We start from the raw sequence: 25,172 nt of genomic DNA, 5'->3' as shown, positions 1-25,172 counted from the left end.
ATACCCAAATAATAATCCACTGGTTTTCCCCAAAATTTCCAATCTTGACATTAAATTGACCTTTCTCTCGCAGCTTAGAATCGTTAGAAAAAACAGTGGATAACAAGATTTATAAAAGCAAAATCATTAAGTTAGATAAATTATACAATCGATTACATTTAGAGTTTTCACTTAAATGAAACCACTTCAAATGATTGCTCAAGTTTCATCAACACACTTATCCACAAATTTGGTGGATAAGTAAATCCAGCGTAATACCCATAAGGGGTACAGAAAAGTAAACTATTTTTTTTGAAAAAAATTAGCTGAATTTTTTAGTGTAAAGGTTGACACTCCCCGTCCCTCTAAGTAACATCCGCACCGCACTAAGCAATTCCCCCTTAGTTCAGTCGGTAGAACGGCGGACTGTTAATCCGTATGTCGCAAGTTCAAGTCTTGCAGGGGGAGCCAAATTCAAGAAAAAAGACGTCCTAGGACGTCTTTTTTTGTATCTATAACATTTAATTGCTTTTTACTGCTGTTTAATTACTTGACCTCAAACTTTCTAGCCCTCTTTAGGAAGTAAGAACAGACCTCTTGGATTAAATTCTAAATAAGCATGTTTGGTCAATTCGTGGCTAAACTGTGCGGAGTTGAGTTGCAATAGCAGTTCCTGTTCGTGCCATCTCACCGTGACTTCATACATTGACCCCATATAAGCGAACTTCAGTATTTCACACGCTTGGCTGTTTTCGCCTTGTGTGTTCAAAGTAATTGCTTCAGGGCGAACGCCAATCTGGTATTCACCATGTGTCTTGCCTAATGTTGCATCTGGGTCAGCGTCAATAGAATAGCCATTAATATGAATGCGTTCACCATCAAAATGCCCCTGAAATAGGTTTGCCTCTCCCATAAAGTTCGCCATAAACATTGATTTCGGTGATTTGTATAGCTCTTGAGGTGAACCAATCTGCATGATCTCACCACTTTTCATGACAATCACAGTATCAGAAACAGCGAATGCTTCTGCTTGATCGTGTGTTACATATAGAGAAGTGATGTCGAAGCGCTTTTGTAACTCTCGAATCGTTTCACGCATGCTACGGCGTAAATTGGCGTCTAAGTTACTCAAAGGCTCGTCAAATAACAGTACTTTAGGTTTGAGAACTAAAGCGCGGGCGAGAGCCACTCGCTGTTGTTGCCCACCGGATATTTGGTCTACAAAACGTTCACCCATGCCTTCCAGATCGACGATTTTCAAAGCTTCATCAACTCGCTGGCGAATTTCTTCTGCGGGTAGTTTAAGCATTTTTAGTCCATAAGCGACGTTCTCATACAAAGACATGTGAGGAAATAGGGCGTACGACTGAAACACCATACAGATATCCCGTTGCTGTATTGAACGCTCAGTTACATCTTCTCCATCAATAAAGATTTGACCACTAGTTGCTTTTTCTAGCCCCGCGACTAAACGTAAGACTGTAGTTTTACCGCAACCTGATGGGCCAAGCAGTGTGACAAGACTGCCTTTCTTTATTTCCAAATCCAAGTTATCAATAACAGTATTGCTGCCAAACCGTTTGCAGATATTTTTCAGTACAACGAAGTTTTGTTTTTCCACGATGATATCTCCTAAGAATCTTGATTAGTGGCTTTTGAGCGAGATATACGAGCTTCGCCGACCAGCAGATCAAACAACAATATGATGGCTAACATCACCACAATAAGGACGGAGCCATAAGCAATAGCAATTCCGTATTCTCCGTCTTCGACTCGATTCAGAATATACGATGTAGCAACACGGGTTTCGGGTGTAACCAGGAAGATAATGGCACTCACAGTAGTCATTGCGCGCACAAAACTGTAAACCAGTGTCGATAAAATCGCTGGGCGCAACAGTGGCAAAATGATATGACGAATGGTTTGTAAAGAACTTGCACGTAAGCTCAAAGAAGCTTCATCGAGCGACTTGTCGAGCTGTCCAAGTCCAGCGATGCCAGAACGAATCCCGACGGGAACATTTCGCATTACCATAGAAATCACGACAATGGCCGCCGTTCCTGTAAGATAGATTGGTGCATCATTAAATGCCAGAATGTAAGACACACCAGCCACCGTTCCGGGAACCGCAAAGCATAGCATGGTGGAAAACTCGATGACCTTTTTGCCGTAAAACTGTTGGCGAACAACCACATAAGCAATCAGTAAACCAAATAACGCTGTGATAGGAGCCGCGACTCCAGCATAAATCATCGTTGTGATAAGTGAAGGCCAAGCACCATCAGACATACCATTACCAAATAGGTTGATGTAGTTCTGCAACGTGAGAGTGTAATCAACCCCCCAGTTCACAGTGAAACTACCGAAGAAGATGCTTCCATATAGAAGCACATTAAACACCATCCATATGTAGAGGGTAATGGTGACTCCTAGTTTGAGAGATGCTGGCATTTCCTGCACATCGCCTCGATAAGCTTTGCCTGAGATTGTCACGTAAGAACGTTGACCTATCCAAAGATACTGGACGACAAATATTGCAAGAGAGAACAGTAGCAAAACTGAACCAAGCGTACTGGCGGAGGCATAATCTAATTGAGCACCAGCAATATAAAAATAGATCTGAGTGGCTAGAACATCAAAGCTTCCCCCAAGCACCAGAGGGTTACTAAAGTCTGCAAGAGACTGCACGAAAATAATCAGGAATGAGTTGGCCAGAGCAGGTTTCAATAAAGGAAGAATGATGCCAAAAAATGTCTGATAGCGGTTGGCTTTCAAAGTATAAGATGCTTCTTCCAATGACGGATGTAGTGACTTCAAAGCTCCATCCAAAATCATGAATGACATAGGTGCAAAAGCGAGTACCTGAGCCAGCCAAATGCCTGTAAAACCATATAACCAATTGGTCTTTTGAAGTCCAAACCACTCGACCATTAGTTCAGTGATATAACCAGACCGACCTAGCATTAGAGTGACACCAAGACCTACGATGAAAGGAGGTGTAACAATTGGCAGTATTGAAAACACTCTAGCAATAAAGGCTGAACGTCTTGCAATACGAGTGGTATAGATAGCGAATATCAAACCGAAGAAAGTAGCTCCAACACCTACTGCAGTTCCAAGAACAATAGAATTACGAATCACGGACAAAGTATGAGATTGTGTAAGAATCTCCATAAACTGCCATGCGGTCCAGAACCCCATGTCATCTTTAAACATAGGTAGAAAAATCGCAACACTCGGGAAAATGATGAAAATAGCAATCAGCAAAATGATGCTAATCAGAGAGCCAATGACGAAATGATCACCTCCTAAATACTCTAGTCGGGCAAAAGCGATTGTCATCACGGCTCCCAACCCAACAAACAGAAGTATGGTGGAGTAACCTAACCCTTGATGAGTGAGCCAAGAACTAGCGAGTATTGCAAGCATGCAGAACACTGAATAGCCAATATCAATATAGTGACGAACTTTATGATCACGCCCTAATGGATGAAGCGGACGAATTGCTAGAAACGCTGGCAAACTAAACCAGAACCAAGATATGTTCAGAGAACTCCACCCCATGGCGTCATAAAATTCGTCAGAGGTTGATTCAAACAGACCATAGTCCAAAGCAAAGGATGGCAGAAGAATAAAACTAAAGAACACAACGCCAAGCCAGTAAAACACAGCATCTATTCGCCGTGGCTGGCTGTTCGCGAGGTTCAATGCTTGAGTTCGCTCGTTCATTATGGAACCTTTATTTTGAGTTGCATTCAGCCTGCCCGCCAATACTGGCAGACTGAATATCAGGTGATGAAAACCGTTAAATGACGGTCAGAAATACTAGGGAGGTTAGTTGCCCATTTTGACGTCGTTAACCCATTTGGTAATTAGACGCTTGCGTTCGTCGGACGAACCGTAGGTTTCCATGTCGTAGTTAATTAACTTAAGTTCTTTTGGATTCAACGCATTAGGTGATTGTTCAGCCTGAGTATTCGTCAAAATTTGGAACGACTCGCCTTGTTTCCAAGCCAATTCCTGACCTTCTTTCGACAGTACCCAGTCAACGAACAATTTGGCGTTATCTAAGTTTCGAGCACCTTTGATAATACTCACTCCGCCAATTTCATAACCGGTTCCTTCACACGGTGAAATCAGCTCCAACGGAGCTCCTTTTGACTGTTCAAGAGAATAGTCGTGTAGGAAACCAATGCCGATTGCGATTTCTCCACGTGCCGAATTGCGAGACGGGGTAACGCCAGATTTGGTGTATTGAGAAACGTTTTTGTCTAGTTGCTTGAAGTACTCAAATGCACTTGGCTCGTCCCAAAGTTGAATAAATGTCGCCAATGCTGTGTATGCCGTTCCAGAACTTTGAGGGTCAGCTATCTGAATTTCTCCCTTGTATTCTGGTTTGGTGAGATCACTCCAACAACGTGGAATAGGAACCCCTTTCTGAGCAAGCCGTTCGGTGTTAACACCGAACCCCAGAATCCCCATATATACTGCAGATGAGTAGTTTCCTTTACGTTTAGCTGGATCTCGGAAGTTTGTCATGATGTTTTCAAGCTGGGGAGATTTATAGGCCTGTAGTAGATCCATTTCGCCAGCTTGCGATTGTGGGTCAAGCGTACCGCCATACCAGACATCGGCACGAGGGTTATTCTTCTCTGCATCAATTTTTGCAAGTGTACTACCGGATCCATTGCGAACAAATGATGTCTTAACATCAAATTTTTCAGAAAACGCTTTGGTTTCGGCTTCACACATGGCGTTAGTGGCACTGCAGTAGACTACAAGCCGCCCTTCAGCTTGAGCAACGGGCGCTGCCATAACAGAGCCAAGGATACTTAGAGCGAGCAGCGTACGTTTTGCTTTTACAATCATTGGTTTTTCCCTCTTTGTTAATGCCTGCCTGAATTCCTGATCAGGCAAGAAGCCAATCAGGTCACCATTAGAAGCATTGTCACGTTGTTAGATAGTAAAGCTTTCATGATATTGGTAGCTCATCGTCCGAACTCGGTTGCTGAGCCTTTATAAAAGGAAGCAGTTGTAAACTAATCACAGCTGCCGCCGCAGTAATCAAACAGAAAAATCCTTCCCACCCCCAATGTTCGATAGCGAGAGACATTGGATAACTCGCAAGCGCCGCGCCGAGATAACTGAATAAGCCTATAAATCCGGTAGCCGTACCAGCTAGGTCTTTCCTAGCGCATTCGGCGGCGGCCATACCAATCATCATCTGTGGGCCAAATACAAAAAAACCGATACAGAAAAAACATCCAGCTAGAAATCCTATATGCTGCACTGGGGTTAACCACAGTGCTGCAACTGAAGCAAAAATACCCAAGGCGAAAATCAAATTCATCGGTGCACGATTACCATGGAAATATCGGTCAGAACCCCAACCACCAAATAGCGAGCCCAAAAAACCACCCACTTCAAACATGGAAACCGCGCTATTTGCACTCAAGACGTCATAGGAATGCCGTTCCACTAGGTACAAAGCACCCCAGTCGTTAATTGCAATTCTCACTACATATACCAGCAGATATGACCCACACAGCAGCCATATGTAACGGTTTGTCAGCACATAGCGATAGACTGCTACATTGAAAGACAGTCCTTGTCCTTCCTTTTCATGTTCCAACTCAAGCGAATCATTGCGCCATTGACCAACGGAAGGTAATCCAATATGGGTCGGTTTTTCCTGTATGCGGTAACATAGCCAAATGCCAACTAATACAGCACCACAACCAGGGACGATAAACCCATAGCGCCAGCCAAAATTCAAACTAATAAAACCAATTGTGATAGGAATCAAAGCTCCGCTAAGGTTGTGGCAGGTATTCCAAATTGACCACCAGAACCCTCGCTCACTTCGTGAATACCAACTGGTTAGTATTTTGGCGCATGCTGGCCACCCCCACCCCTGAAAAAACGCGTTTATCGTCCATAGCAATGTGAACGCAAGTAATGAAGAGCTAAAACCAAAAGCGATATTTACAATACCAGTAGCTATCAAACCCAATCCCATAAAATATCGAGATCTGGAACGATCTATCATCAAGCCAGAAACAAACTTAGAAACACCATAGGTTAAATAGAACATGGTACCTAATAGACCAAAGTCGGAATAATCCATCCCTAAGTCAACCAACATCCCTGGTAGTGCAAAGTTGTAACTTTTACGGGTAAAGTAAAAAACCGCGTATCCGACATACATGGATACCATCAACTGAATGCGCCAATAACGATAAGCCTGATCGGTGTCCATGTTTGTGCTGTTGGTTTGTGTCGGCACAATGTTCATGCTTGTTTGTCCTTGTTAAATCTGATCCTAAAGAGAAGGAGAGGGAAAAACATGAGAAGGATTTGTATTCTTCTAGGAAATATTCCTAGTTTCTAATCTGTTGGTAACGATTTTGTGGGTAGGTTAACAATAATACGAGTGCCACCAGGATTAGATGAAGTGGTTAGTTTAAGACTACCTCCAAGTGCGGATACTCGTTCAGTCAACCCTTTAATTCCTTGCCCACGGATGCGCCAGTCTTCAGGAAGGCCTATACCATCATCTTTTACTTCCAAAACCATGTCACTGCCCGGGAACAAGCTGATGTTTACATTACGAGCCTTGGCGTGTTTGGAAACGTTGTTTAGAAGTTCTTGAACAATACGAAACAGTGTCACACTGGTGGTGTCATCTAGCTTTTGTGGGTCCACACCAATATTTAGACCAACTTGAATACCCTGTTCAGTGAAACGCATTTCCTGAATCAATTGGCGAATTGCGTGTTCTAACCCCAGTTCATCAAGAATATGTGGCCTTAGTTGCTTCAACAATTGTCTGGTTGAGTGATGCACTCTCATGGCCAAAGATTGAATGCTCGTCGCTGCACTTCTAGCTTGTTCGTCTTCAGCTAGGCGTTGAGCCAACATGGATTGGATCTGGATGGCTGTGATGTTTTGGCCGATTTCATCGTGTAACTCTCTAGCCACTGATTTACGAATTTGTTCCTCGACGGAAACTAACTGACGTGCAAGGTTTTGCTTTACCGCCAGTTCCCTAGCCAGTCTTTGGTTAACTTTCTGGAGCAACATAGATAATTGATGTTGACGACTGATAGCAATACCTAAGCCTAGACCAATCAAGGCCTGGCTGGACATAAAGATCAACAGCTCTTGATCGGATTCAAATGAGCCACTGAGCTGTCTTGCTGTAGCTAACAATATACTGTTTAAGCTGCTTGCCAACACTCCGCCTTGCCATCCATAACGATAAGCCAGAAATATTGTCGGTAACATGATGATCAACAGAGCAAATGGCTTCATTTGGTCAAGCAGAGTAAGCTCCGCTAGCAATCCCGATGAAAAGAAAAATAGGCTCCAAACCAACATCTTTGGCTGTAATTTCACATCCTGATGTATGAGCTGCGGTGTCAATGGTGACCAAGTTTGGTGACGTAGATAATCTGCCACCAGATACAAAAACGGTGTTAGTACAATGCCGCCAGTTAGGGATGCGACTGTAACTGCGGTAATCGTATCTGCGTTGATGCGAAGAGGTTTACCCAGCAGTACAAACGTTAGCCCTGTGGCTGCGCTGTGCACGACAACCAACGCAACGATCAACAACAACTTTTGCCAGTAAAGAGAAATGTGTTGCCAACGTTGGCGAGCAAAAGTTACTGTGACCCAAGCAACAAACGGCATCAACAACAATACCGAGTCCGCCTCCGTTGGCAAGTACGCCCAAATAGCGCCTGCAAGTAGTAAATCACTGACCAACAACACCCAGATGTAATTAGGCTTCACCAAGAGATAAGCAGCCAATCTAAGTCCAGTTGGAAACAACAAATAGGCGTGTAACGGAGCTTGACTTAAATACTGACTAATATTCCATAAACTAAACTGAGTGATACTGTAGAGTAAAAAGCTGAATAATAAGTTGAACACAACTCCAGACATACTCAGCCTTCAGCAAGTAAATGGTGATGAATGGCAAAACGAATTAAGTCAACGTTGTTAGTTAGGTTTAATTTGCTAAGGATATTAGCTCGGTGAACATGAACCGTTTTGTGGCTAAGAAAGAGTGACTGTGCAATTTCTTTGACTTCTTTTCCCTTAATCAATTGGTCGAACACTTCTAGCTCACGTTTTGTCAGCTCTACCAAAACATTATTGATATCTGGATTACTAAGATTAACCAGTGCATCAGCGCACAAATAACGCTTACCTGATGCAACAGTGCGGATTGCGCTTGCTAGTTCACTAGGTCCGCAGCGCTTTGACAAATAGCCTTGCGCTCCAGCATCAAGCGCTTTCTTTACGAAAGATGCAGAATCGTAGATGCTTAAAATTATAGCTTTAAACGCAGGATCACTCCGACGAAGCCTTTCCAAAAGACTCAAACCATTTTCGTCAGGCATGGATATATCGATAACAGCCACATCCACAGGAGTCTGAGTTAATGTATGGAAGGCATCCTTAGCGCTATCAAATTCACTAGCTACAACAATATCTTGTTCTAGATTCAGTAACTGAGAAAATCCGGAACGCACGATAGTATGATCGTCAATCAAAGCTATTTTTATCATCGCTGTTTACTTATATAACTTGTGTTAACACTCTGAATATTGAATAGCAGTCTATCGGGTATTACATTATGTTATCGAGACATAATGCACAGCGTAATTATTTCTATTAGTTGCAGAATCGACAAGGATTCAATTTTCGAAGTTTTAAAGCGCTCCAAAATCCCCAATCAGTATTTAGACAACGGTTATATGTGTATTAAAACCTCCTAAATAAGCTTGGTAAACTCTTTCGCAAAATAAGTAACATTCTGGACAATACAGATAGCAACTCAAAGACTATCCGCGTCTTCTGGTATTAATCCACCAAGTAGTGCTTTTCGCCACTGCCCGGAATGTAGGTCGTAAGCACCAAAACCGGAGCTATACTCCCAATAATTCCAGCTATACCCTCTCTTTTCTGCTTCCCTTGTAATGAATGCAGTCCAAGCTTGCTGATCCTCTGGCGGAGCATATTGGCTGTATACACCAAACTCACCAATATTTATCTCAAAGCCACGATTTGGTGCCGCATTCCATTTATCTACAACATTTAGGTAATCAAGTAGCACTTTACGTTGGGATTGTGTCGCCAACCAACGAGTACCGATCCATGCATCGGCGCCTTCAACCCATGAAGCTCCCTGATGAGTAAATTTAAACGGTTCGTAGAAATGTACAGTGATGATTGTATTTTTGGGATTCGCCGCCCTCGGAAGTCGGAGATATGGCAGTTTCGCCACACCGCCCCAATCCGCGGTTCCAATCATGACCTTGCGTTGCCCAAGAGCGTTGTTTTGAGTTTTAGCGTTCTTGTTCCAGACAAGATTGGTTAACTCTACAACTAGGCTATTCCATTCTCTCACTCCAACGTCTTCGTGAGGTTCATTTAGAAACTCAAAAATCAGCTGATCCTCTCCGTATTGACTGATAGGGAAACGGTTAGATATTTGCTGCCAGAACTTTAATAGCCGTGAACGCTGATAGCTATAATCTCTATCGTCATAAAATAGTTCATTAAAATGATGGGTATTAATAATTACTTTTAAGTTTTCTTGGATTGCTTGATCAACCACCTCTTGAACCCGTGACATGAAAGCATCATCGATAGTATTGGGATCGCTAGGCAGTGTATGCGCGCTCCAACGGATGGGAATCCTTACACTTGAAAAACCTGATTGACTGATATTTCTAAAATCACTCGCCTTAATGGTCAGGTTACTATTCCACTCTCCTTCGTAAGTGGGAGATTCCAGATAATTTCCCATATTAATGCCCCGTCCAAGTAGCGTGTTGCTCAGCCCTTTGCTTTCATTCCAGTGATACATATCTGTGTAATAGCTTTTTTCTAACACAACAGATTGCTCACCTAGCTTGAAATTATTTGCATCTGAGCCACACCCCACAACGGCGAAGAGACTAAAAGCCGCGATACTCATTATTTTTATTCTATAACTCATAAAAAAGCGTTCCCCAAAAATCACGTTCATTATGCATCACTTCAATGCTCTAAAAATAACTAAGCCCTACCTCCATAGAAGTAGGACTTATGTGAAGCCTGTGAATGGCAATGTTCCATCAATAATATTTGGATGTCTTAACAACAGTAATTATTTAGCATTCTTTCATTTAAAATATAAACAAAAATAAACACCCACCTTGGAGTTGATTATTTTCACGCTAGGCGTTACTCATATGGAATAAATCTAACTGTTTTATATTTGGCATATACAGGATAACCATTGTAATAGCTTGGTGGGAATTGAGGATTGGCGCTTATCCAGTTATTAATAAAAATTTGCATATAGTCTGAAACTTTTTGATTCGCTCTTCGAACTTGAACCCATCTATTTTGATAGCGGCTGAATACTTCCCAAGTCACACCATACTCGTCGATCGTAAATGCATATTTTTCCATGCTCCAAATCGACATACCATACTGCCCCAAGTCAATGTCTAGAGGAAACTGTTGGCCGCCAATCCATACGTTAGTGTGCAGTAAATTGGTTCCTCCCATTAACTCAATATCCACTTCATAATGACTGTATGTGCCAGCTTCTCCCGCATAAGTAAAAAAGGAGCTTATGGTTCCAGGTACAGCACCTGCCTGCATTTCGACTTCATAGCGACCACGTCGGACATATTGATCGGTTCGAATTTCAGAGCAACTCTTTCCATAAGACTCTGACTTCGCATGCATAATTAATAAGTCAGCTTCGCGCCAAATATTTTGTGCTTTCCATGTACAATCAAACTCACTTCCCCCATTTTTCCAACCATCAGAAACAAGCCAGTTCATCCCGCTCCAATTCAAAGCATAACTGGAAGAAGCAAACAAAATATTAAGTAGCACCGCATAACTACAGTTTCGTAGAATAGTGTTCATGGTTAATCTCTTAGCTAGGATAATATACCCGATGTATAACTTCATAGTTTTCAAGAACAAAGCACAACAGCAAAATATCTTTGTTTCCTCTTTTATTTCAGGAATAACTCTAGAATGATTTCTTAAAATTTGTCTATACCTATCTATGAAAATCGCAAACAAGTCATTTATGAAAACTTGAAACAATAGGCACTATCACAATTCCTTCTTCGTCATGAAATAGTTTCTTGGAGCTAGTAAAATTATTTAACTAGCAAACAAAATAAACATATCGTTGAAAACCATTGCCAAATACACATGAATGCCACTTGTAATATTCATAGACATGTCGTGTTATAAAAATCCAAATTTAAAAGCTAAAAATACATTTCTACCCCACAAGGGTTCACGACGAGAACAAAGATTTCTATTTGTATTGATAAAATTTCACGAGGTTAAAATGAATAAAAAACGGCTAGGTGTCGTTGCTATTGTTAGTTGTGGTTTTATTGGACTTAGTGGCTGTGCTGTTGAGAAAACTACGGCAAATAATACCAGCATGGGTCAAGAAGAGCTCATCACTAATGGCAACTTTTCACAGGGTACAGACGGTTGGTGGGCAGCAGGAGCTGATTTACAGGCTATCGATGAAATGGGCTGTATAACGTTTACCAAAAGGGGAAGTAACCCTTGGGATGTTATCCTTGGACAATCGGGACTGGCCTTGAAAAAGGGCGAAGACTACCATCTAAAATTTAGTGCGTTAGCGAAGCAGTCAATAAACGTCAAAGCGCTCGTTCAACATAATGGCGCGCCATACACCAACCATTTTGTTAAGGATATTTATCTCAATCAAGAGTTGAAACCGTTTGAGTTTTCATTCAAGCCATCTGGTGATGACGATAGTGTGCAGTTTCAATTTCAAATGGGAACAGAAACGCCAACAACAGTTTGCGTCAAAAATGTATCTTTAACCGGACCTCAATATTTTAAAGAAAGCGACCTTGCTAGCGTTAGAGTCAACCAAGTCGGCTACTTTGTCCGTGGCCCTAAACACGCAACGGTTGTTACTAAAGAAACATCACCTATGGATTGGAAGCTGTTAGACGCTGACAAGAAGCTAATCGCTAAAGGTCAGACGATTCCATTTGGCTTAAATAAAGCCTCTGGTGAACATGTTCAATTAGTCGATTTCAGCAGCGTGCAAACTCCGACGAAGAAAGCGATCTTGGAAGTTGACGGACACCAGAGCCATCCATTTGCCATTGATAACGCCATCTATAGCAATATGAAGTATGACGCGCTCTCTTTCTTCTATCAGCAACGAAGCGGTATTAATATTCTCCCTGAATTTGTTCAAAGAGCCGATCTCGCTCGACCAGCTGGACACAAGCCAGAAGTCGTTACTTGCTTTAATAAAACCGATGCAAAGGGCAATCAGTGGCCAGGTTGTGACCTATCATTAGATGTCACAGGTGGCTGGTATGATGCGGGCGATCATGGGAAGTACGTGGTAAACGGTGGTATTTCATTGTGGACACTGACCAATTACTACGAAAGAGAAAAACTGGCCGCCCGTGCTAACGCTTTTGCGGATGGAAACGCCAAACTTCCGGAAAACAAAAACAACTTCAACGATCTTCTCGATGAATCTCGCTGGATGATGGACTTCTTGATGTCAATGCAAGCGCCTGAAAACAGCAAAGTTTCGGTTCCTGTTGGCGATCAATCCAACCAACTGGATCATCTGAAACTAACGGAAATTGATGCCAGTGGTATGGCTTTTCATAAGGTCGCAGATGACGCTTGGACGGGAATGCCTTTACCTCCTCACAAAGATCCACGCGATCGCTTCCTGAGCTATCCAACAACAGCCGCTACACTTAATTTAGCTGCAACTGCCGCTCAATGTGCTCGAGTTTGGCAAGATCTGGATGCAAGCTACGCCAAGCGCTGCTTAACTTCTGCAGAAAAAGCATGGAAAGCGGCCAATCAGCATAAAAATGTGTATGCCTACGACAACTTTGTCGGTTCCGGCCCCTACGATGATACTCAGCTAGACGATGAGTTTTACTGGGCAGCAGCAGAATTATTTATCACGACAGGGAAAGAAGAATACAAAAAGGCAGTTCTATCATCACCTTATTATCTCGTAACTCCGAAAGGAGATGTTGAAGCGACCGGAGATCTCTACTGGCAAGGAGTGAGCGCTGCAGGAACTTTGTCTCTTGCGATTATTCCAAATAACTTACCGGAAAAAGAGATAGAAAAAGCACGCGCTAACATTATCAAAACTGCGGATGCTTACTACCAGTCTATTGAGAGTGAAGGCTATCAAATTCCTTACAGCACAAAAGAGTACCCATGGGGTTCAAATTCAAACTTAATGAATCGCAGTATCTTCATGGGAGTTGCTTATGATTTCACAAAAGATCAAAAGTACGTAGATGGCGTCATCAATGCAATGGACTACATCTTAGGACGTAACGCTTTGGACCAATCTTATGTTTCAGGCTACGGTAGCCGCCCACTTACCAATCCACATCACCGTTTTTGGGCACATTCCGCGGACAGTAACTCGCCGATAGTCGCTCCTGGTGTTATGTCTGGAGGTCCAAATTCAATCAACTTCAGTGACCCTGTTGCAGCGTCAATGAAGGGCAAATGTATTGGACAGACTTGTTGGAAAGATGATATTGGTGCGTGGACACTGAATGAAATTACGATTAACTGGAATGCTCCATTCTTTTGGGCTACGAGCTTCTTAGACGAAACGGTTCAGTAATTAACGGTTCTGCAATCAAATAGTCATTAAGTTAATAAGCCGAAAATAAATCCTATTTTCGGCTTATGTTATTTATCGATTATCGATAGAAATGTCTAACTCACGCGCTTCAGCTCAATCAATATTGCGCTTTCTGCATCGAGAATTGGCATGGTTAGGCCGACGTTCTGACACCACTCACCAGACATTTCACAGCCAGATGCTGTCCATTCAGGTTGGCAAGCCACTATGTGGTTGAAGTTCTCCGGCTTATCAATCACTGATACTTGGTAAGTTGATTCTGGGTCTAATCCGACAATACTAAGATGACCACTTAATGAATACGTTGGCATAGCGAGCTGAGAAACCAATACCACAGCTTGTGATTTGTCTTGCGATACCACCGCATGAATTTGATGCGCTTTGTCCTCACTTGGAATCCGCCAAGTTGTTCCGCTGTGCAACAATGGGCGCAGCGCTTTGTGTAGCTTCACATAGTGTTCAAAGCCTTGCTTCTCTTCTTGGCTCTCATTTACAGGGTCTAGCTCAATACCCATATGACCAAACAGAGCCGTTAAGCCTCTGAATTCAATACTGTGGCGACGACGTGTACTGTGGCAATGGCTAGCGCCGATATGACTCCCCATCACTTCAGGCGGGAAGAAATAGCTCATTCCTCGCTGAATGGTTTGACGCTCTAAAGCATCGTTGTTATCAGACGCCCAGAAACGATGAGTCCTTTTCAATACCTCGTAATCAATACGGCCACCACCTGCGGCGCAGGATTCAATTTCCACATTCGGGTGCTTGGCGCGAACTTTATCCACCAGCTGGTAATAACGCTGCGTTTGCTTATGAGCAGCGGCCATTCCCCCATGAGCAGGCTGAACCACTTCCCTGTTCATATCCCATTTGATGTAAGCGATGTTGTAAGTGGAAAGAAAATGATCCAGTCGCTCAAACAGATAGTCAAAGGCCTCTTGGTTTTGCAGATCAATCACATACTGATTGCGTCCTGTAGGCTGCTCATACCCTTCCACAGCCAGCAACCAATCAGGATGCCGTCTGTAAAGGTCGGAATTTTTGTTGATCATTTCCGGTTCAAACCACAAACCAAATTCCATACCGAGTTGATTAACATGCTCAACAACTGGAGTGAGACCTTGAGGGTATTTTCTCTCATCAAGGAACCAGTCACCCAACGCAGCTTTATCGTCATTTCGACCTTTAAACCAACCGTCATCAATAATAAAACGTTCGACACCCATGGCTGCCGCCTGAGTTGCCATTGACATAATGTATTCAGGATCGTGGTTGAAATAGATACCTTCCCACGTATTGAGGTGAATTGGTCGAGGCTTTGCTACAAACTCTTTCGGTAAAATACGATGGCGTACATGAGTGTGAAACTGCTGACTCATGCCGTTCAGACCTTTATCACTGTAGCTGGCATACAGCCATGGTGATGTGACACTTTCTCCCTGCGCTAATGAAACTTCACCAGCGAAATAAATCACTTCAGCTTGCACAAGACGACGACCATCGGCCTTAACATCCGCACGCATGCGGTGGTTACCGCTCCAAGCAAAATGGAAGCCCCACACATCACCCTGCAATTCATCGAAATGCTGCTGGCCTGCAATCAATGCCGGATAGTGTTCATGAGACGTGCGTCCGCGCCGGTTTTCTTGCTGATAACCACCATGTATTAAAGGCTGGCGAGCAGTTTGAAACTCGTGAACCCAGCGGCCAAAAAATGTCATCAGTTCATTGGCTCTAGCAGGCAAAGGTAAAGTATTGGCTAAGCGATTAACCTGATAAACACCCGCTTTTAAATTGGTTAAAGTATGACGGGTTTTGACCACGTCATCAGCGTCTAAACACAGTTCCGTCGTCAGTGACAAACCTGCCAATTCATCAACGCTTTCAATACGCACCCCAGTGTCAATTTCTACTATTTGCTGAACAATAAAGACCGGAGCCCAGTCCAAGCCGTCGCGATGCCCTTCGACACCTGGGCTACTGAAAACACCACGGCCCAATTCTGGGCTTAGTGTCATTGCAACATCTTTATCAAGGCGACCAAAAGGCACAGGACGATACAAACTCTTCCTATAGTTTTCCAAAGCACCTTGAACGGGTTTGCCCCAATAGAGAATCTCTGCAAACTCTCCGACCTCAACGATGATTTGGCTCTGTTTACCGGTTAAGTTAATTAATACTGGCTCCGTCACTGTCTGTTCCCTTCAAACCTTTTAATTTTCGATATCATAAGCAAAACTGAAAAACTTTCTGTGATTAAAGCCATAATCATGGAAACGTTTCCATGCATCTGCAAGTTTCACTATTTTTGTTAAAAAGTTTGGAGTTTGGGAAATGCTGAACATAAACAAGCCCAAAAGCTTGAGCTTGCGCAGTAGTTAGGCTTTAAGCACTTGAGTTGTCTAAATAACCGATATTTAATGAGTGCCAGCTAAGGTCTTAGAACCTGAAAACATTTTCACAAACAGTACAATCATGTTCAGAGAACCGCTGAAATCACTTAAGAAAAACAACTTAAGCTTGTATGGCATAAGTACTAAACGTTCTCTTAGAAACCTAAGGTAAATATCACTATGGCGACCATAAAAGACGTTGCACGGGAAGCGGGTGTATCCATCGCGACCACTTCACGCGTCATTAATAACGCCCCGCACACCAGCGAAACTGCCATCATTGCGGTTAAAGCCGCAATGGAAAAACTGGGCTATCGCCCCAATGCAAATGCTCGCGCACTGGTAAGCAAATCTTCCAATGCCATTGGCGTTTTGGTCAGTGATGTGTCTGCACCTTTTTTTGGCATCATGGTGAAAGCTATTGATACTATCGCCAGTGAGCAGGAAAAGCAGCTACTGGTTGGTAGCGGCTATCATGATGCAGAAAAAGAGCGCAACGCTATCAATCTGTTAATTAACAGCCGCTGTGAATCGCTTGTGCTGCATAGCAAAGGCATGAGCGATCAGGAGCTGACAAAACTCGCGAAAGAAGTACCCGGAATGGTGCTGATCAACCGTGTTGTGCCTGACATCGCTTCGCGTTGTATCGCATTAGACAACCGTAAAGGTGCTTATATCGCAACAGAGTATCTGATTAAAAATGGTCATAAACACATCGGCTATATTGCCTCTAGCCATAACATTGATGATGCCCATGACCGACTAGCAGGTTACTTTGATGCACTACGCGATTACGGTATAGAAGCCAGAGATGAGTATGTGGAGTATGGTGAGCCCGACGAGCTTGGCGGCGAACAGGCAATGGTCAATCTGATGGCCAAAAATACCGACATTACTGCGGTCTCTACCTATAACGACTATATGGCGGCAGGTTGTTTGGTGCTACTTCAAGAAAATGGCATTCGTATTCCTGAAGAGATGTCCGTAATTGGGTTTGATGACGGACACATGGCTCGCTTTGTTTACCCGCGTCTCACCACCATTCGTTATCCCATTCAATTAATGGCGAACGAAGCGGTGAAACTTTCTTTGCAGCTGGCAAATAATGAGAACGTAGAACGCTCAGAGTGCAAACTGTTTATGCCGACCTTAGTTCGTCGTTCCTCAGTAGGCAGAGCGCAATAAGCTCTGCACTATCAGGTTTAGCTATAGCGCTTGAAGGCGAGCATCTATCTCTTGAGCATAGTTGTTCGCTTTTACTCCATAGATAATTTGCACGTTGCTTTTGTCCAGCAGAACGACACCAAAAGCTCCGTTGCATTTTAAGTAGTCAACATCAACCAGAGCCGAATCATTAAGTTGCAATCTTAATCTTGTCGCACACGCCCCTGAATGGACGATGTTCTCTAGTCCACCTACAGCTTTTACGATGCCGTCAGTTTCCTGACCAATGTTCGGGTTTACTCTGACTAAAAAATTAAAAAACTGACGAATTTTATCAATCATAAAAACCTGCCGATAAATAAGATGATTTGCAGTAAATACAATAAATAACCCTACACTGTAAGTACATAAACCTAAATTACACCTTAGTCACACATACAGAACAATCAGTGTTTTCTGAACATGTTGTCATGCAATACAGAGGGAACATCATAACTGAGAGTTCTACGCGAATTCGGGCTACGAGTTCAATCTAGCGTGTAAAGTTTAAACTTTTTTTATTCTTAAATTGAAAACCTTATCTTTGGTTGGTTGTTATTGACTACGCAAAGCAGGATAATACCGAGATCGGAACGAAGACATTATATAATTATGACCGAATATCTTTTGTTGTTAGTCGGCACTGTGCTGGTAAACAACTTTGTACTGGTAAAGTTTTTGGGCTTGTGTCCTTTCATGGGCGTATCCAAAAAGTTAGAAACTGCAATTGGCATGGGGTTAGCGACAACATTCGTTTTAACCTTGGCTTCAGTATGTTCGTATCTTGTAGAAAGTTACATCCTTAAACCATTAGGTATTGAATACTTACGCACCATGAGCTTTATCCTCGTGATTGCGGTGGTGGTTCAATTTACCGAAATGGTGGTGCACAAAACCAGCCCGACACTCTATCGTTTGTTAGGTATCTTCCTGCCTCTCATCACCACTAACTGTGCAGTTTTAGGTGTGGCATTACTTAACATCAACGAAAACCATAATTTCATACAGTCGATCATTTACGGCTTCGGCGCTGCTGTGGGCTTTTCACTGGTATTGATCCTGTTTGCATCAATGCGTGAGCGTATTCATGTAGCAGATGTACCGGCACCATTCAAAGGCGCATCTATCGCCATGATCACGGCTGGTTTGATGTCGCTTGCCTTTATGGGCTTTACCGGATTGGTGAAGTTGTAATGAGTACGATATTAATTGCTGTATTAGCTATCGCGGTACTTGCTGCCGTTTTTGGCGCTATTTTGGGCTTTGCTTCTATCCGCTTCAAAGTTGAAGCCGATCCTATCGTTGACCAAATTGATGCTATTTTGCCACAAACCCAATGCGGTCAATGTGGCTACCCAGGCTGTCGTCCTTACGCAGAAGCGATTGCCAATGGTGACCAAATCAATAAATGCCCTCCGGGCGGTCAGCAAACGATCGAAAAATTAGCCGACTTAATGGGCGTTGACGTTCAAGAGTCCGCACACGATCTCGATAGCAAAGTCAAAACTGTTGCTTTTATTCATGAAGATATGTGTATCGGATGCACCAAGTGTATTCAGGCTTGCCCTGTTGACGCGATAGTAGGTGGTACCAAAGCACTTCATACCGTAATTAAAGATGAGTGTACGGGTTGCGATCTCTGTGTTGCTCCGTGCCCTACAGACTGTATTGAAATGATCCCTGTTGCAACAACCACTGAGACTTGGAAATGGCAGCTAAATGCGATTCCTGTGGTTGATGTTACAAACGCTGCAACCACTCAGCAAAACAGCGGGGATTAAGGATTCATATGTTGTCATTAATCGAACAAATCAGAACGGGTAGCCTGTGGACATTTCCGGGCGGCATTCACCCACCAGAAAACAAACAACAATCGAATCAATCCGCTATAGCTCAGGCTAGTATTCCAAGTGAACTTGTACTGCCTCTTAAGCAGCACATCGGTAAGCCGGGCGATCTACTGGTCAGTGTTGGCGACAGCGTTAAAAAAGGTCAGGCATTAACCCAATATACCTCGACATTTATGCTGCCCATTCATGCCCCGACCTCTGGCATTGTAAAAGCGATCGAACCGAGAACAACAGCGCACCCTTCAGGACTTGCTGAATTGTGCGTCGTTATTGAAACTGACGGAAAAGATGAGTGGATTGAGAAGACATCCATTGAAGATTTTACTCAATCCTCACCTGATGAGCTGATTGAAATCATCCGCCAAGCGGGTGTTTCAGGCATGGGCGGTGCCGGCTTCCCGACAGCAAAGAAAATTCAATCAGGTTTGTCACGCACTGACATTCTGATCATTAATGCTGCTGAGTGTGAACCTTACATTACCGCTGACGATGTTCTTATGAGAGAAAACGCTCAAGAGATCATTCAAGGCATCAGCATTGTCGAACACATTCTAAAACCAAAACTGACCATTATTGGTATTGAAGATAACAAACCGAAAGCGATTGAAGCGCTGCAAAATGCGGCGCTGAATAAAGACATCGTTATCCGTGTTATTCCAACCAAATACCCGTCAGGTGGTGAAAAGCAGCTGATCAAGCTCTTAACCAATCTTGAAGTACCCAACGGTCAAATCCCTGCTGATATCGGTTTGATGGTGCAGAACGTCGGTTCTATGCAAGCCATCAAACGAGCCGTTGTCGATGGCGAACCGCTAATTCGCCGTGTCGTTACACTCACTGGTAACAGTTTTAAAAAGCCGAAGAATGTCTGGGCATTGCTTGGTACACCCGTTCAGGCACTGCTTGATGAGTTTGGTTATCAGGCTGATAAAAAGCTTCCGCGTCTGATCATGGGCGGCCCAATGATGGGCTTTACCCTGCCGCATGCCAATGTACCAGTGACCAAAACATCCAACTGTATTCTCGCTCCGACGCGTCAGGAAATTGCTCCACAAGCCTATGAAATGGCGTGTATTCGTTGTGGTCAATGTGCTGAAGTATGCCCTGCATCCCTTCTCCCACAGCAGCTTCAATGGCATGCAAAAGCAGAAGAATTCGACAAGTGTGAGGAACTGCACTTAAAAGATTGTATTGAATGCGGCGCGTGTGCGTACGTCTGCCCTAGTGAAATTCCACTGGTTCAATACTATCGCCAAGCCAAAGCAGAAATCCGTATTCGCAAGCAGGAATCTGAAGCGGCTGAGCGCGCAAAAATTCGCTTCGAAGAGAAAAAAGAGCGTATGGAACGCGATAAAGCGGACAGAGAAAATCGCTTTAAAGCCGCAGCAGAAAACCGTCGTCAAGAGATGACCACCAGCGATGGTGAAAACGCGATTGCTGCTGCCATTGCGCGCGTGAAAGCACAAAAAGAACAAGCAACAGCAACGTCCGATTCAGCGGTTAAACCAGCCGTTGCCGCCGCTATTGCCAAAGCGAAAGCAAAACAGGCAGAAGCTGCAAAAACAGGCGCAGCTGAACCTGATAATGCTGAGATGATCAAACTGCGAGAAGAGCGCAAGCGTCAGGCTCGTGAACGTAAGTTGGAAAAAGAGCAACAAACCGACACATCTGAAGCACCAGCTAACGATAAAAAAGCAGCCGTCGCTGAAGCGATTGCTCGTGCCAAAGCTCGCAAAGCGCAGCAAGAATCGGCATCTACTGAAGAAGAAGCTCAAGCTGAAACAGAAACTTCAGAAGACCCGAAAAAAGCAGCAGTTGCAGCAGCTATCGCCCGTGCCAAAGCTCGCAAAGCGCAGCAAGAATCCGTACCTGCTGAAGAAGAAGCTCAAGCTGAAACAGAAACTTCAGAAGACCCGAAAAAAGCAGCAGTTGCCGCTGCGATTGCCCGTGCCAAAGCTCGCAAAGCGCAGCAAGAATCCGTACCTGCTGAAGAAGAAGCTCAAGCTGAAACAGAAACTTCAGAAGACCCGAAAAAAGCAGCAGTTGCCGCTGCGATTGCCCGTGCCAAAGCTCGCAAAGCGCAGCAAGAATCCGTACCTGCTGAAGAAGAAGCTCAAGCTGAAACAGAAACTTCAGAAGACCCGAAAAAAGCAGCAGTTGCAGCAGCGATTGCCCGAACCAAAGCCCGCAAAGCGCGGCAAGAATCGGCACCAACTGAAGAAAAAACTCAAGCTGAAACGGACACTTCTGACGATCCGAAGAAAGCAGCAGTTGCAGCAGCGATTGCCCGTGCCAAAGCTCGCAAAGCGCAGCAAGAATCGGCATCTACTGAAGAAGAAGCTCAAGCTGAAACAGAAACTTCAGAAGACCCGAAAAAAGCAGCAGTTGCAGCAGCGATTGCCCGTGCGAAGGCTCGTAAAGCAGAGCAACAAAACAAAAATACCGAGGAGAATAACTAGTGGCTTTCTTTATAGCTAGTTCCCCACATACTCATATTAAACGCAGCACTTCTGATTTAATGAAGTGGGTAGCGTTGTGCGCACTACCGGGCTTATTTGCCCAGACCTATTTCTTCGGTTTCGGTACCTTAATCCAGTTGGGATTTGCTGTTATTGTCGCGCTGTCATTTGAAGCGGCAGTGATGAAGCTACGTAAACGCCCTACTCATCTTGCATTAAGAGACCACAGTGCCATTGTCACCGCTTGGTTATTGGCTGTTGCCATTCCACCAATGTCACCTTGGTGGATTGTGGTTATCGGTCTTATCTTCGCTATTTTGATTGCAAAACATCTTTACGGTGGGCTTGGTCAAAACCCGTTTAACCCAGCAATGGTAGCCTACGTGGTTTTGCTTATTTCCTTCCCTGTTCAGATGACAAGCTGGATAGCGCCACATCAGCTAGGCGCTGATGGCATCTCTTTTAGTGACTCGTTTTCTCTGATCTTTACTGGTTTCGACTCCGACGGTTTATCGCTGCAGCAAGTTCGAACTGGTATTGACGGAATGACGATGGCGACACCATTGGACTCAGTGAAAACTTCGCTCAAAGCAGGTCACACTTTATCTGAAGTAATGTCTCAGCCTCAGTTCGGTTCTTTAGCTGGCATTGGTTGGGAATGGGTCAATCTTGCCTATTTGGCTGGTGGACTAGTTCTTCTGAGACTAAGAGTCATCAACTGGCATATCCCTGTTGCTTTTATCGCGAGCTTGTTGGTGATGAGCACATTAGCGACCCTGTTCGCACCGGGTACAACCGCATCACCATTAGTTCATCTGTTGTCTGGTGCAACCATGTTGGGCGCGTTTTTTATTGCCACAGATCCAGTTACGGCCTCTACCACAGTGAAAGGACGTTTAGTGTTTGGCGCATTCATCGGTGCTATGGTGTTTATCATTCGCAGCTGGGGTGGTTTCCCTGACGGTGTGGCATTTGCCGTTTTGCTTGCTAACATGTGCGTACCGTTAATCGACTACTACACTAAACCTCGTACTTACGGGCACTAAGGAGCAATTATGCTAACCGCAATTAGAAAAAACGGTCTCATCCTTGCTATCTTTGCCTGCTTATCGACAGGTGTCGTAGCGCTGACTCATCAACTGACTGAATCGCAAATCAAGAAGCAAGAGAAGATTCAGTTGTTGTCGATTTTAAACCAAGTGATTCCTAAAAAGCTGCACGATAACGAACTGTCGCAATCGTGCATCTTGATTAATGACCCAGCACTTGGCACAGATAATTCAATGCCAGCCTATGTGGCGACACTGAACGGCCAGCCTAGTGCAATAGCAATCGAAGCTATTGCTCCCGATGGTTATAACGGTGCGATTAAAGTCATTGTCGGCATTAAAAATGATGGCACGATTACCGGCACCCGAGTTCTGGCACATAACGAAACTCCGGGGTTGGGTGACAAAATTGACCTGAGAATCACTGACTGGATACTCAACTTTACAGGTAAATCTGTAACAGCAGACAACGAGGAACAGTGGAAAGTCCGTAAAGACGGCGGTCAATTTGATCAGTTTACCGGTGCAACTATTACCCCACGAGCTGTGGTGAAAGCAGTGAAGAACGCCGTGACTTACGTGAATCAAAATCGTGAAGCACTGGCGAAACAAACCTATAACTGCGGAGAACAGTAATGAACAATGAACATAAAGCATTGATGAAAAACGGCATGTGGGAAAACAACCCCGCCTTAGTACAGTTGCTTGGTTTGTGTCCGCTACTTGCTGTTTCTTCTACCGTAACCAACGCACTTGGTTTAGGCATCGCAACCTTATTGGTTTTAGTCGGTTCCAACGTGACCGTATCATTGGTTCGCGATTACGTACCTAAAGAAGTGCGTATTCCAGTATTCGTAATGATCATTGCGTCGTTGGTAACCTGCGTGCAACTGCTGATGAATGCTTACGCTTACGGGTTGTATCTGTCGCTCGGAATCTTCATCCCTCTCATCGTGACTAACTGTATTATCATCGGTCGCGCAGAAGCTTTTGCGTCAAAAAATGATGTCCTGCCTTCAGTCCAAGATGGTCTGTGGATGGGGCTAGGCATGACTTCAGTACTGGTTGTTCTGGGTGCAATGCGAGAAATCATCGGTAACGGTACCCTGTTCGATGGCGCTGATCTGCTGCTGGGCGATTGGGCAAAGGTATTGAGAATTGAAATTTTCCATTTTGATAGCAGCTTCTTGCTTGCTCTATTACCACCGGGCGCATTTTTCGGCGTGGGTCTGCTGATTGCTCTCAAAAATGTGATTGATAAGCAGCTTGCAGCGCGTCAGCCAAAACAAGAAAAACCAACTATCGAACGAGCACGAGTCACCAACGTATCGTCCTCATGAAAAACTAGAGAGACTGGAAACAGCGCAGAGCAATGAATAAAGATAAAAGAAGACAAATTCTCGAGCGACTGAGAGAAAACAATCCAACGCCGGAAACGGAGCTCAACTGGAATTCACCATTCGAACTGCTCATCGCCGTTCTGTTGTCCGCTCAAGCGACAGATGTGAGTGTGAATAAAGCAACGGACAAGTTGTATGCCGTCGCCAATACACCTCAAGCCATCTTTGATTTGGGCGTTGATGGCGTTAAAGAGTACATCAAGACCATAGGTCTGTTTAACTCGAAAGCAGAGAACGTGATTAAAACTTGCCGTATTTTGCTTGATAAGCACAACGGTGAAGTTCCCGAAAACAGAGAAGCACTGGAAGCGTTACCCGGTGTAGGCCGAAAAACAGCAAACGTCGTTTTAAATACGGCATTTGGCTGGCCAACCATCGCTGTGGACACCCACATTTATCGAGTGTCCAATCGCACCAAATTTGCAATGGGAAAAACTGTCGACGATGTCGAACAGAAACTACTGAAAGTCGTTCCCGCAGAATTCAAATTAGACGTTCACCACTGGTTGATTTTGCATGGTCGATACACCTGTATCGCACGCAAACCTCGTTGTGGGAGCTGCATAATTGAAGACCTGTGTGAGTTCGCTTCGAAAACAGAACTGTAAATATAAAATTTACCCGGAAAGCTAGGAGTCCAAAATGTCAAACAACCGTGTTCTACATACCATGCTACGCGTAGGTGATTTAGACAAGTCTATCGAGTTCTACACCAACGTAATGGGTATGAAGTTACTACGTAAAAGCGAAAATGCTGAGTACAAATATACTCTAGCGTTCGTTGGTTATGGTGATGAGTCACAAGGCGCCGTTATTGAGCTCACTTATAACTGGGGTGTAGAAGAATACGACCTAGGTAAAGGTTTCGGTCACATCGCTATCGGCGTAGACGACATTTACGCAACTTGTGATGCAATTAAAACGGTTGGCGGCAATGTTACTCGCGAGCCAGGTCCAGTAAAAGGCGGTACAACACACATCGCTTTTGTGAAAGACCCTGATGGTTACATGATTGAACTTATCCAAAACCGTCAAGCAAGCGCTGGCCTAGAAGGTTAATCTTTCTTTTGTACTGACGATAAAAAACACCGCCATCTGGCGGTGTTTTTGTTG

General features: G+C 44.0%; 20 protein-coding genes and 1 tRNA gene. 11 read left to right on the top strand and 10 right to left on the bottom strand.

Annotated elements, in window-relative coordinates; genetic code table 11:
* Positions 1 to 374: 374 nt before the first annotated feature.
* Positions 375 to 450: transfer RNA gene (locus tag AAGA51_RS04350), tRNA-Asn, on the top strand.
* 94 nt (positions 451 to 544) lie between these two features.
* On the opposite strand, the gene fbpC is transcribed toward AAGA51_RS04350, so the two are convergent.
* From fbpC to AAGA51_RS04310, 8 genes are all read right to left on the bottom strand, one after another.
* Positions 545 to 1,600 carry a ferric ABC transporter ATP-binding protein gene (gene fbpC / locus AAGA51_RS04345; RefSeq protein ID WP_042486211.1) on the bottom strand — a complete coding sequence of 352 codons (1,056 nt, stop codon included), beginning with the start codon at positions 1,598 to 1,600 and terminating at the stop codon, positions 545 to 547.
* Positions 1,601 to 1,611: 11 nt separating this feature from the next.
* A complete protein-coding gene (locus tag AAGA51_RS04340; RefSeq protein WP_042486214.1) occupies positions 1,612 to 3,708 on the bottom strand; it encodes an ABC transporter permease in 2,097 nt (698 codons plus the stop codon).
* 105 nt (positions 3,709 to 3,813) lie between these two features.
* Positions 3,814 to 4,848: an ABC transporter substrate-binding protein gene (locus AAGA51_RS04335; RefSeq protein WP_042486217.1), complete on the bottom strand. Its 1,035-nt coding sequence runs from the start codon at positions 4,846 to 4,848 to the stop codon at positions 3,814 to 3,816.
* 103 nt (positions 4,849 to 4,951) lie between these two features.
* Positions 4,952 to 6,274, bottom strand: coding sequence for an MFS transporter family glucose-6-phosphate receptor UhpC (uhpC, locus tag AAGA51_RS04330; protein ID WP_042486220.1), 1,323 nt, complete (start codon positions 6,272 to 6,274; stop codon positions 4,952 to 4,954).
* Between the two features lie 92 nt (positions 6,275 to 6,366).
* A complete protein-coding gene (uhpB, locus tag AAGA51_RS04325) occupies positions 6,367 to 7,929 on the bottom strand; it encodes a signal transduction histidine-protein kinase/phosphatase UhpB (RefSeq protein WP_042486223.1) in 1,563 nt (520 codons plus the stop codon).
* A gap of 2 nt (positions 7,930 to 7,931) precedes the next feature.
* Entirely contained in the window at positions 7,932 to 8,558 is a 627-nt protein-coding gene (locus tag AAGA51_RS04320) for a response regulator transcription factor (RefSeq protein WP_042486226.1), read from the bottom strand.
* Positions 8,559 to 8,827: 269 nt separating this feature from the next.
* Entirely contained in the window at positions 8,828 to 10,024 is a 1,197-nt protein-coding gene (locus AAGA51_RS04315; protein ID WP_052404604.1) for a glycoside hydrolase family 5 protein, read from the bottom strand.
* A gap of 197 nt (positions 10,025 to 10,221) precedes the next feature.
* Complete coding sequence (locus tag AAGA51_RS04310) at positions 10,222 to 10,920, bottom strand: family 16 glycosylhydrolase (protein ID WP_052404605.1); 699 nt, start codon at positions 10,918 to 10,920, stop codon at positions 10,222 to 10,224.
* Positions 10,921 to 11,359: 439 nt separating this feature from the next.
* Between AAGA51_RS04310 and AAGA51_RS04305 the strand changes: the two genes are divergently transcribed.
* Positions 11,360 to 13,684 carry a glycoside hydrolase family 9 protein gene (locus AAGA51_RS04305; protein ID WP_081878717.1) on the top strand — a complete coding sequence of 775 codons (2,325 nt, stop codon included), beginning with the start codon at positions 11,360 to 11,362 and terminating at the stop codon, positions 13,682 to 13,684.
* Positions 13,685 to 13,779: 95 nt separating this feature from the next.
* On the opposite strand, the gene AAGA51_RS04300 is transcribed toward AAGA51_RS04305, so the two are convergent.
* Positions 13,780 to 15,897, bottom strand: a complete 2,118-nt coding sequence (locus tag AAGA51_RS04300) for an alpha-galactosidase (RefSeq protein WP_042486228.1) — start codon at positions 15,895 to 15,897, stop codon at positions 13,780 to 13,782.
* Positions 15,898 to 16,278: 381 nt separating this feature from the next.
* Between AAGA51_RS04300 and AAGA51_RS04295 the strand changes: the two genes are divergently transcribed.
* On the top strand, positions 16,279 to 17,283 hold the full coding sequence (locus AAGA51_RS04295; protein ID WP_042486231.1) for a substrate-binding domain-containing protein: 1,005 nt from the start codon (positions 16,279 to 16,281) through the stop codon (positions 17,281 to 17,283).
* Between the two features lie 21 nt (positions 17,284 to 17,304).
* On the opposite strand, the gene AAGA51_RS04290 is transcribed toward AAGA51_RS04295, so the two are convergent.
* Positions 17,305 to 17,604 (bottom strand): PTS transporter subunit EIIB, encoded by a 300-nt coding sequence (locus tag AAGA51_RS04290; RefSeq protein WP_042486233.1) that lies wholly within the window; start codon positions 17,602 to 17,604, stop codon positions 17,305 to 17,307.
* Between the two features lie 309 nt (positions 17,605 to 17,913).
* On the opposite strand from AAGA51_RS04290, the gene rsxA reads away from it, so the two are divergent.
* Genes rsxA through gloA form a run of 8 tightly spaced genes read left to right on the top strand, consistent with a single transcriptional unit; the run spans position 17,914 to position 25,118 of the window.
* Positions 17,914 to 18,495, top strand: a complete 582-nt coding sequence (rsxA, locus tag AAGA51_RS04285) for an electron transport complex subunit RsxA (protein WP_042486237.1) — start codon at positions 17,914 to 17,916, stop codon at positions 18,493 to 18,495.
* Positions 18,495 to 19,082, top strand: coding sequence for an electron transport complex subunit RsxB (gene rsxB, locus AAGA51_RS04280; RefSeq protein WP_042486242.1), 588 nt, complete (start codon positions 18,495 to 18,497; stop codon positions 19,080 to 19,082). The genes rsxA and rsxB overlap by 1 nt, the downstream gene beginning before the upstream one ends.
* 8 nt (positions 19,083 to 19,090) lie before the next feature.
* Positions 19,091 to 21,610, top strand: coding sequence for an electron transport complex subunit RsxC (gene rsxC / locus AAGA51_RS04275; RefSeq protein WP_342291540.1), 2,520 nt, complete (start codon positions 19,091 to 19,093; stop codon positions 21,608 to 21,610).
* On the top strand, positions 21,610 to 22,656 hold the full coding sequence (gene rsxD, locus AAGA51_RS04270; protein WP_042486290.1) for an electron transport complex subunit RsxD: 1,047 nt from the start codon (positions 21,610 to 21,612) through the stop codon (positions 22,654 to 22,656). Before rsxC ends, rsxD begins: the two co-directional genes overlap by 1 nt.
* Before the next feature lie 9 nt (positions 22,657 to 22,665).
* The gene (rsxG, locus tag AAGA51_RS04265; protein ID WP_042486293.1) at positions 22,666 to 23,295 is read left to right on the top strand and encodes an electron transport complex subunit RsxG; all 630 of its coding nucleotides are present in this window, start codon (positions 22,666 to 22,668) and stop codon (positions 23,293 to 23,295) included.
* On the top strand, positions 23,295 to 23,999 hold the full coding sequence (locus AAGA51_RS04260) for an electron transport complex subunit E (protein WP_042486296.1): 705 nt from the start codon (positions 23,295 to 23,297) through the stop codon (positions 23,997 to 23,999). Before rsxG ends, AAGA51_RS04260 begins: the two co-directional genes overlap by 1 nt.
* A gap of 32 nt (positions 24,000 to 24,031) precedes the next feature.
* Entirely contained in the window at positions 24,032 to 24,667 is a 636-nt protein-coding gene (gene nth / locus AAGA51_RS04255; protein ID WP_042486301.1) for an endonuclease III, read from the top strand.
* Between the two features lie 34 nt (positions 24,668 to 24,701).
* The gene (gene gloA, locus AAGA51_RS04250; protein ID WP_042486304.1) at positions 24,702 to 25,118 is read left to right on the top strand and encodes a lactoylglutathione lyase; all 417 of its coding nucleotides are present in this window, start codon (positions 24,702 to 24,704) and stop codon (positions 25,116 to 25,118) included.
* Positions 25,119 to 25,172: the final 54 nt, after the last annotated feature.

The sequence above is a fragment of the Vibrio diazotrophicus genome, assembly GCF_038452265.1.
Taxonomy (GTDB): Bacteria; Pseudomonadota; Gammaproteobacteria; order Enterobacterales; family Vibrionaceae; genus Vibrio; species Vibrio diazotrophicus.
This window is presented reverse-complemented; position numbering and strand designations above follow the sequence as displayed.

What these genes read in the sequence shown, in the direction of transcription:
- AAGA51_RS04290 (WP_042486233.1), bottom strand. Translation starts at nt 17,604, where the DNA reads ATGATTGATAAAATTCGTCAGTTTTTTAATTTTTTAGTCAGAGTAAAC.
- uhpC (WP_042486220.1), bottom strand. Translation starts at nt 6,274, where the DNA reads ATGAACATTGTGCCGACACAAACCAACAGCACAAACATGGACACCGAT.
- rsxA (WP_042486237.1), top strand. Translation starts at nt 17,914, where the DNA reads ATGACCGAATATCTTTTGTTGTTAGTCGGCACTGTGCTGGTAAACAAC.
- AAGA51_RS04320 (WP_042486226.1), bottom strand. Translation starts at nt 8,558, where the DNA reads ATGATAAAAATAGCTTTGATTGACGATCATACTATCGTGCGTTCCGGA.
- AAGA51_RS04315 (WP_052404604.1), bottom strand. Translation starts at nt 10,024, where the DNA reads ATGAACGTGATTTTTGGGGAACGCTTTTTTATGAGTTATAGAATAAAA.
- AAGA51_RS04260 (WP_042486296.1), top strand. Translation starts at nt 23,295, where the DNA reads ATGAACAATGAACATAAAGCATTGATGAAAAACGGCATGTGGGAAAAC.
- gloA (WP_042486304.1), top strand. Translation starts at nt 24,702, where the DNA reads ATGTCAAACAACCGTGTTCTACATACCATGCTACGCGTAGGTGATTTA.
- AAGA51_RS04310 (WP_052404605.1), bottom strand. Translation starts at nt 10,920, where the DNA reads ATGAACACTATTCTACGAAACTGTAGTTATGCGGTGCTACTTAATATT.
- AAGA51_RS04335 (WP_042486217.1), bottom strand. Translation starts at nt 4,848, where the DNA reads ATGATTGTAAAAGCAAAACGTACGCTGCTCGCTCTAAGTATCCTTGGC.
- uhpB (WP_042486223.1), bottom strand. Translation starts at nt 7,929, where the DNA reads ATGTCTGGAGTTGTGTTCAACTTATTATTCAGCTTTTTACTCTACAGT.
- AAGA51_RS04295 (WP_042486231.1), top strand. Translation starts at nt 16,279, where the DNA reads ATGGCGACCATAAAAGACGTTGCACGGGAAGCGGGTGTATCCATCGCG.
- rsxC (WP_342291540.1), top strand. Translation starts at nt 19,091, where the DNA reads ATGTTGTCATTAATCGAACAAATCAGAACGGGTAGCCTGTGGACATTT.
- rsxB (WP_042486242.1), top strand. Translation starts at nt 18,495, where the DNA reads ATGAGTACGATATTAATTGCTGTATTAGCTATCGCGGTACTTGCTGCC.
- nth (WP_042486301.1), top strand. Translation starts at nt 24,032, where the DNA reads ATGAATAAAGATAAAAGAAGACAAATTCTCGAGCGACTGAGAGAAAAC.
- AAGA51_RS04340 (WP_042486214.1), bottom strand. Translation starts at nt 3,708, where the DNA reads ATGAACGAGCGAACTCAAGCATTGAACCTCGCGAACAGCCAGCCACGG.
- AAGA51_RS04305 (WP_081878717.1), top strand. Translation starts at nt 11,360, where the DNA reads ATGAATAAAAAACGGCTAGGTGTCGTTGCTATTGTTAGTTGTGGTTTT.
- rsxG (WP_042486293.1), top strand. Translation starts at nt 22,666, where the DNA reads ATGCTAACCGCAATTAGAAAAAACGGTCTCATCCTTGCTATCTTTGCC.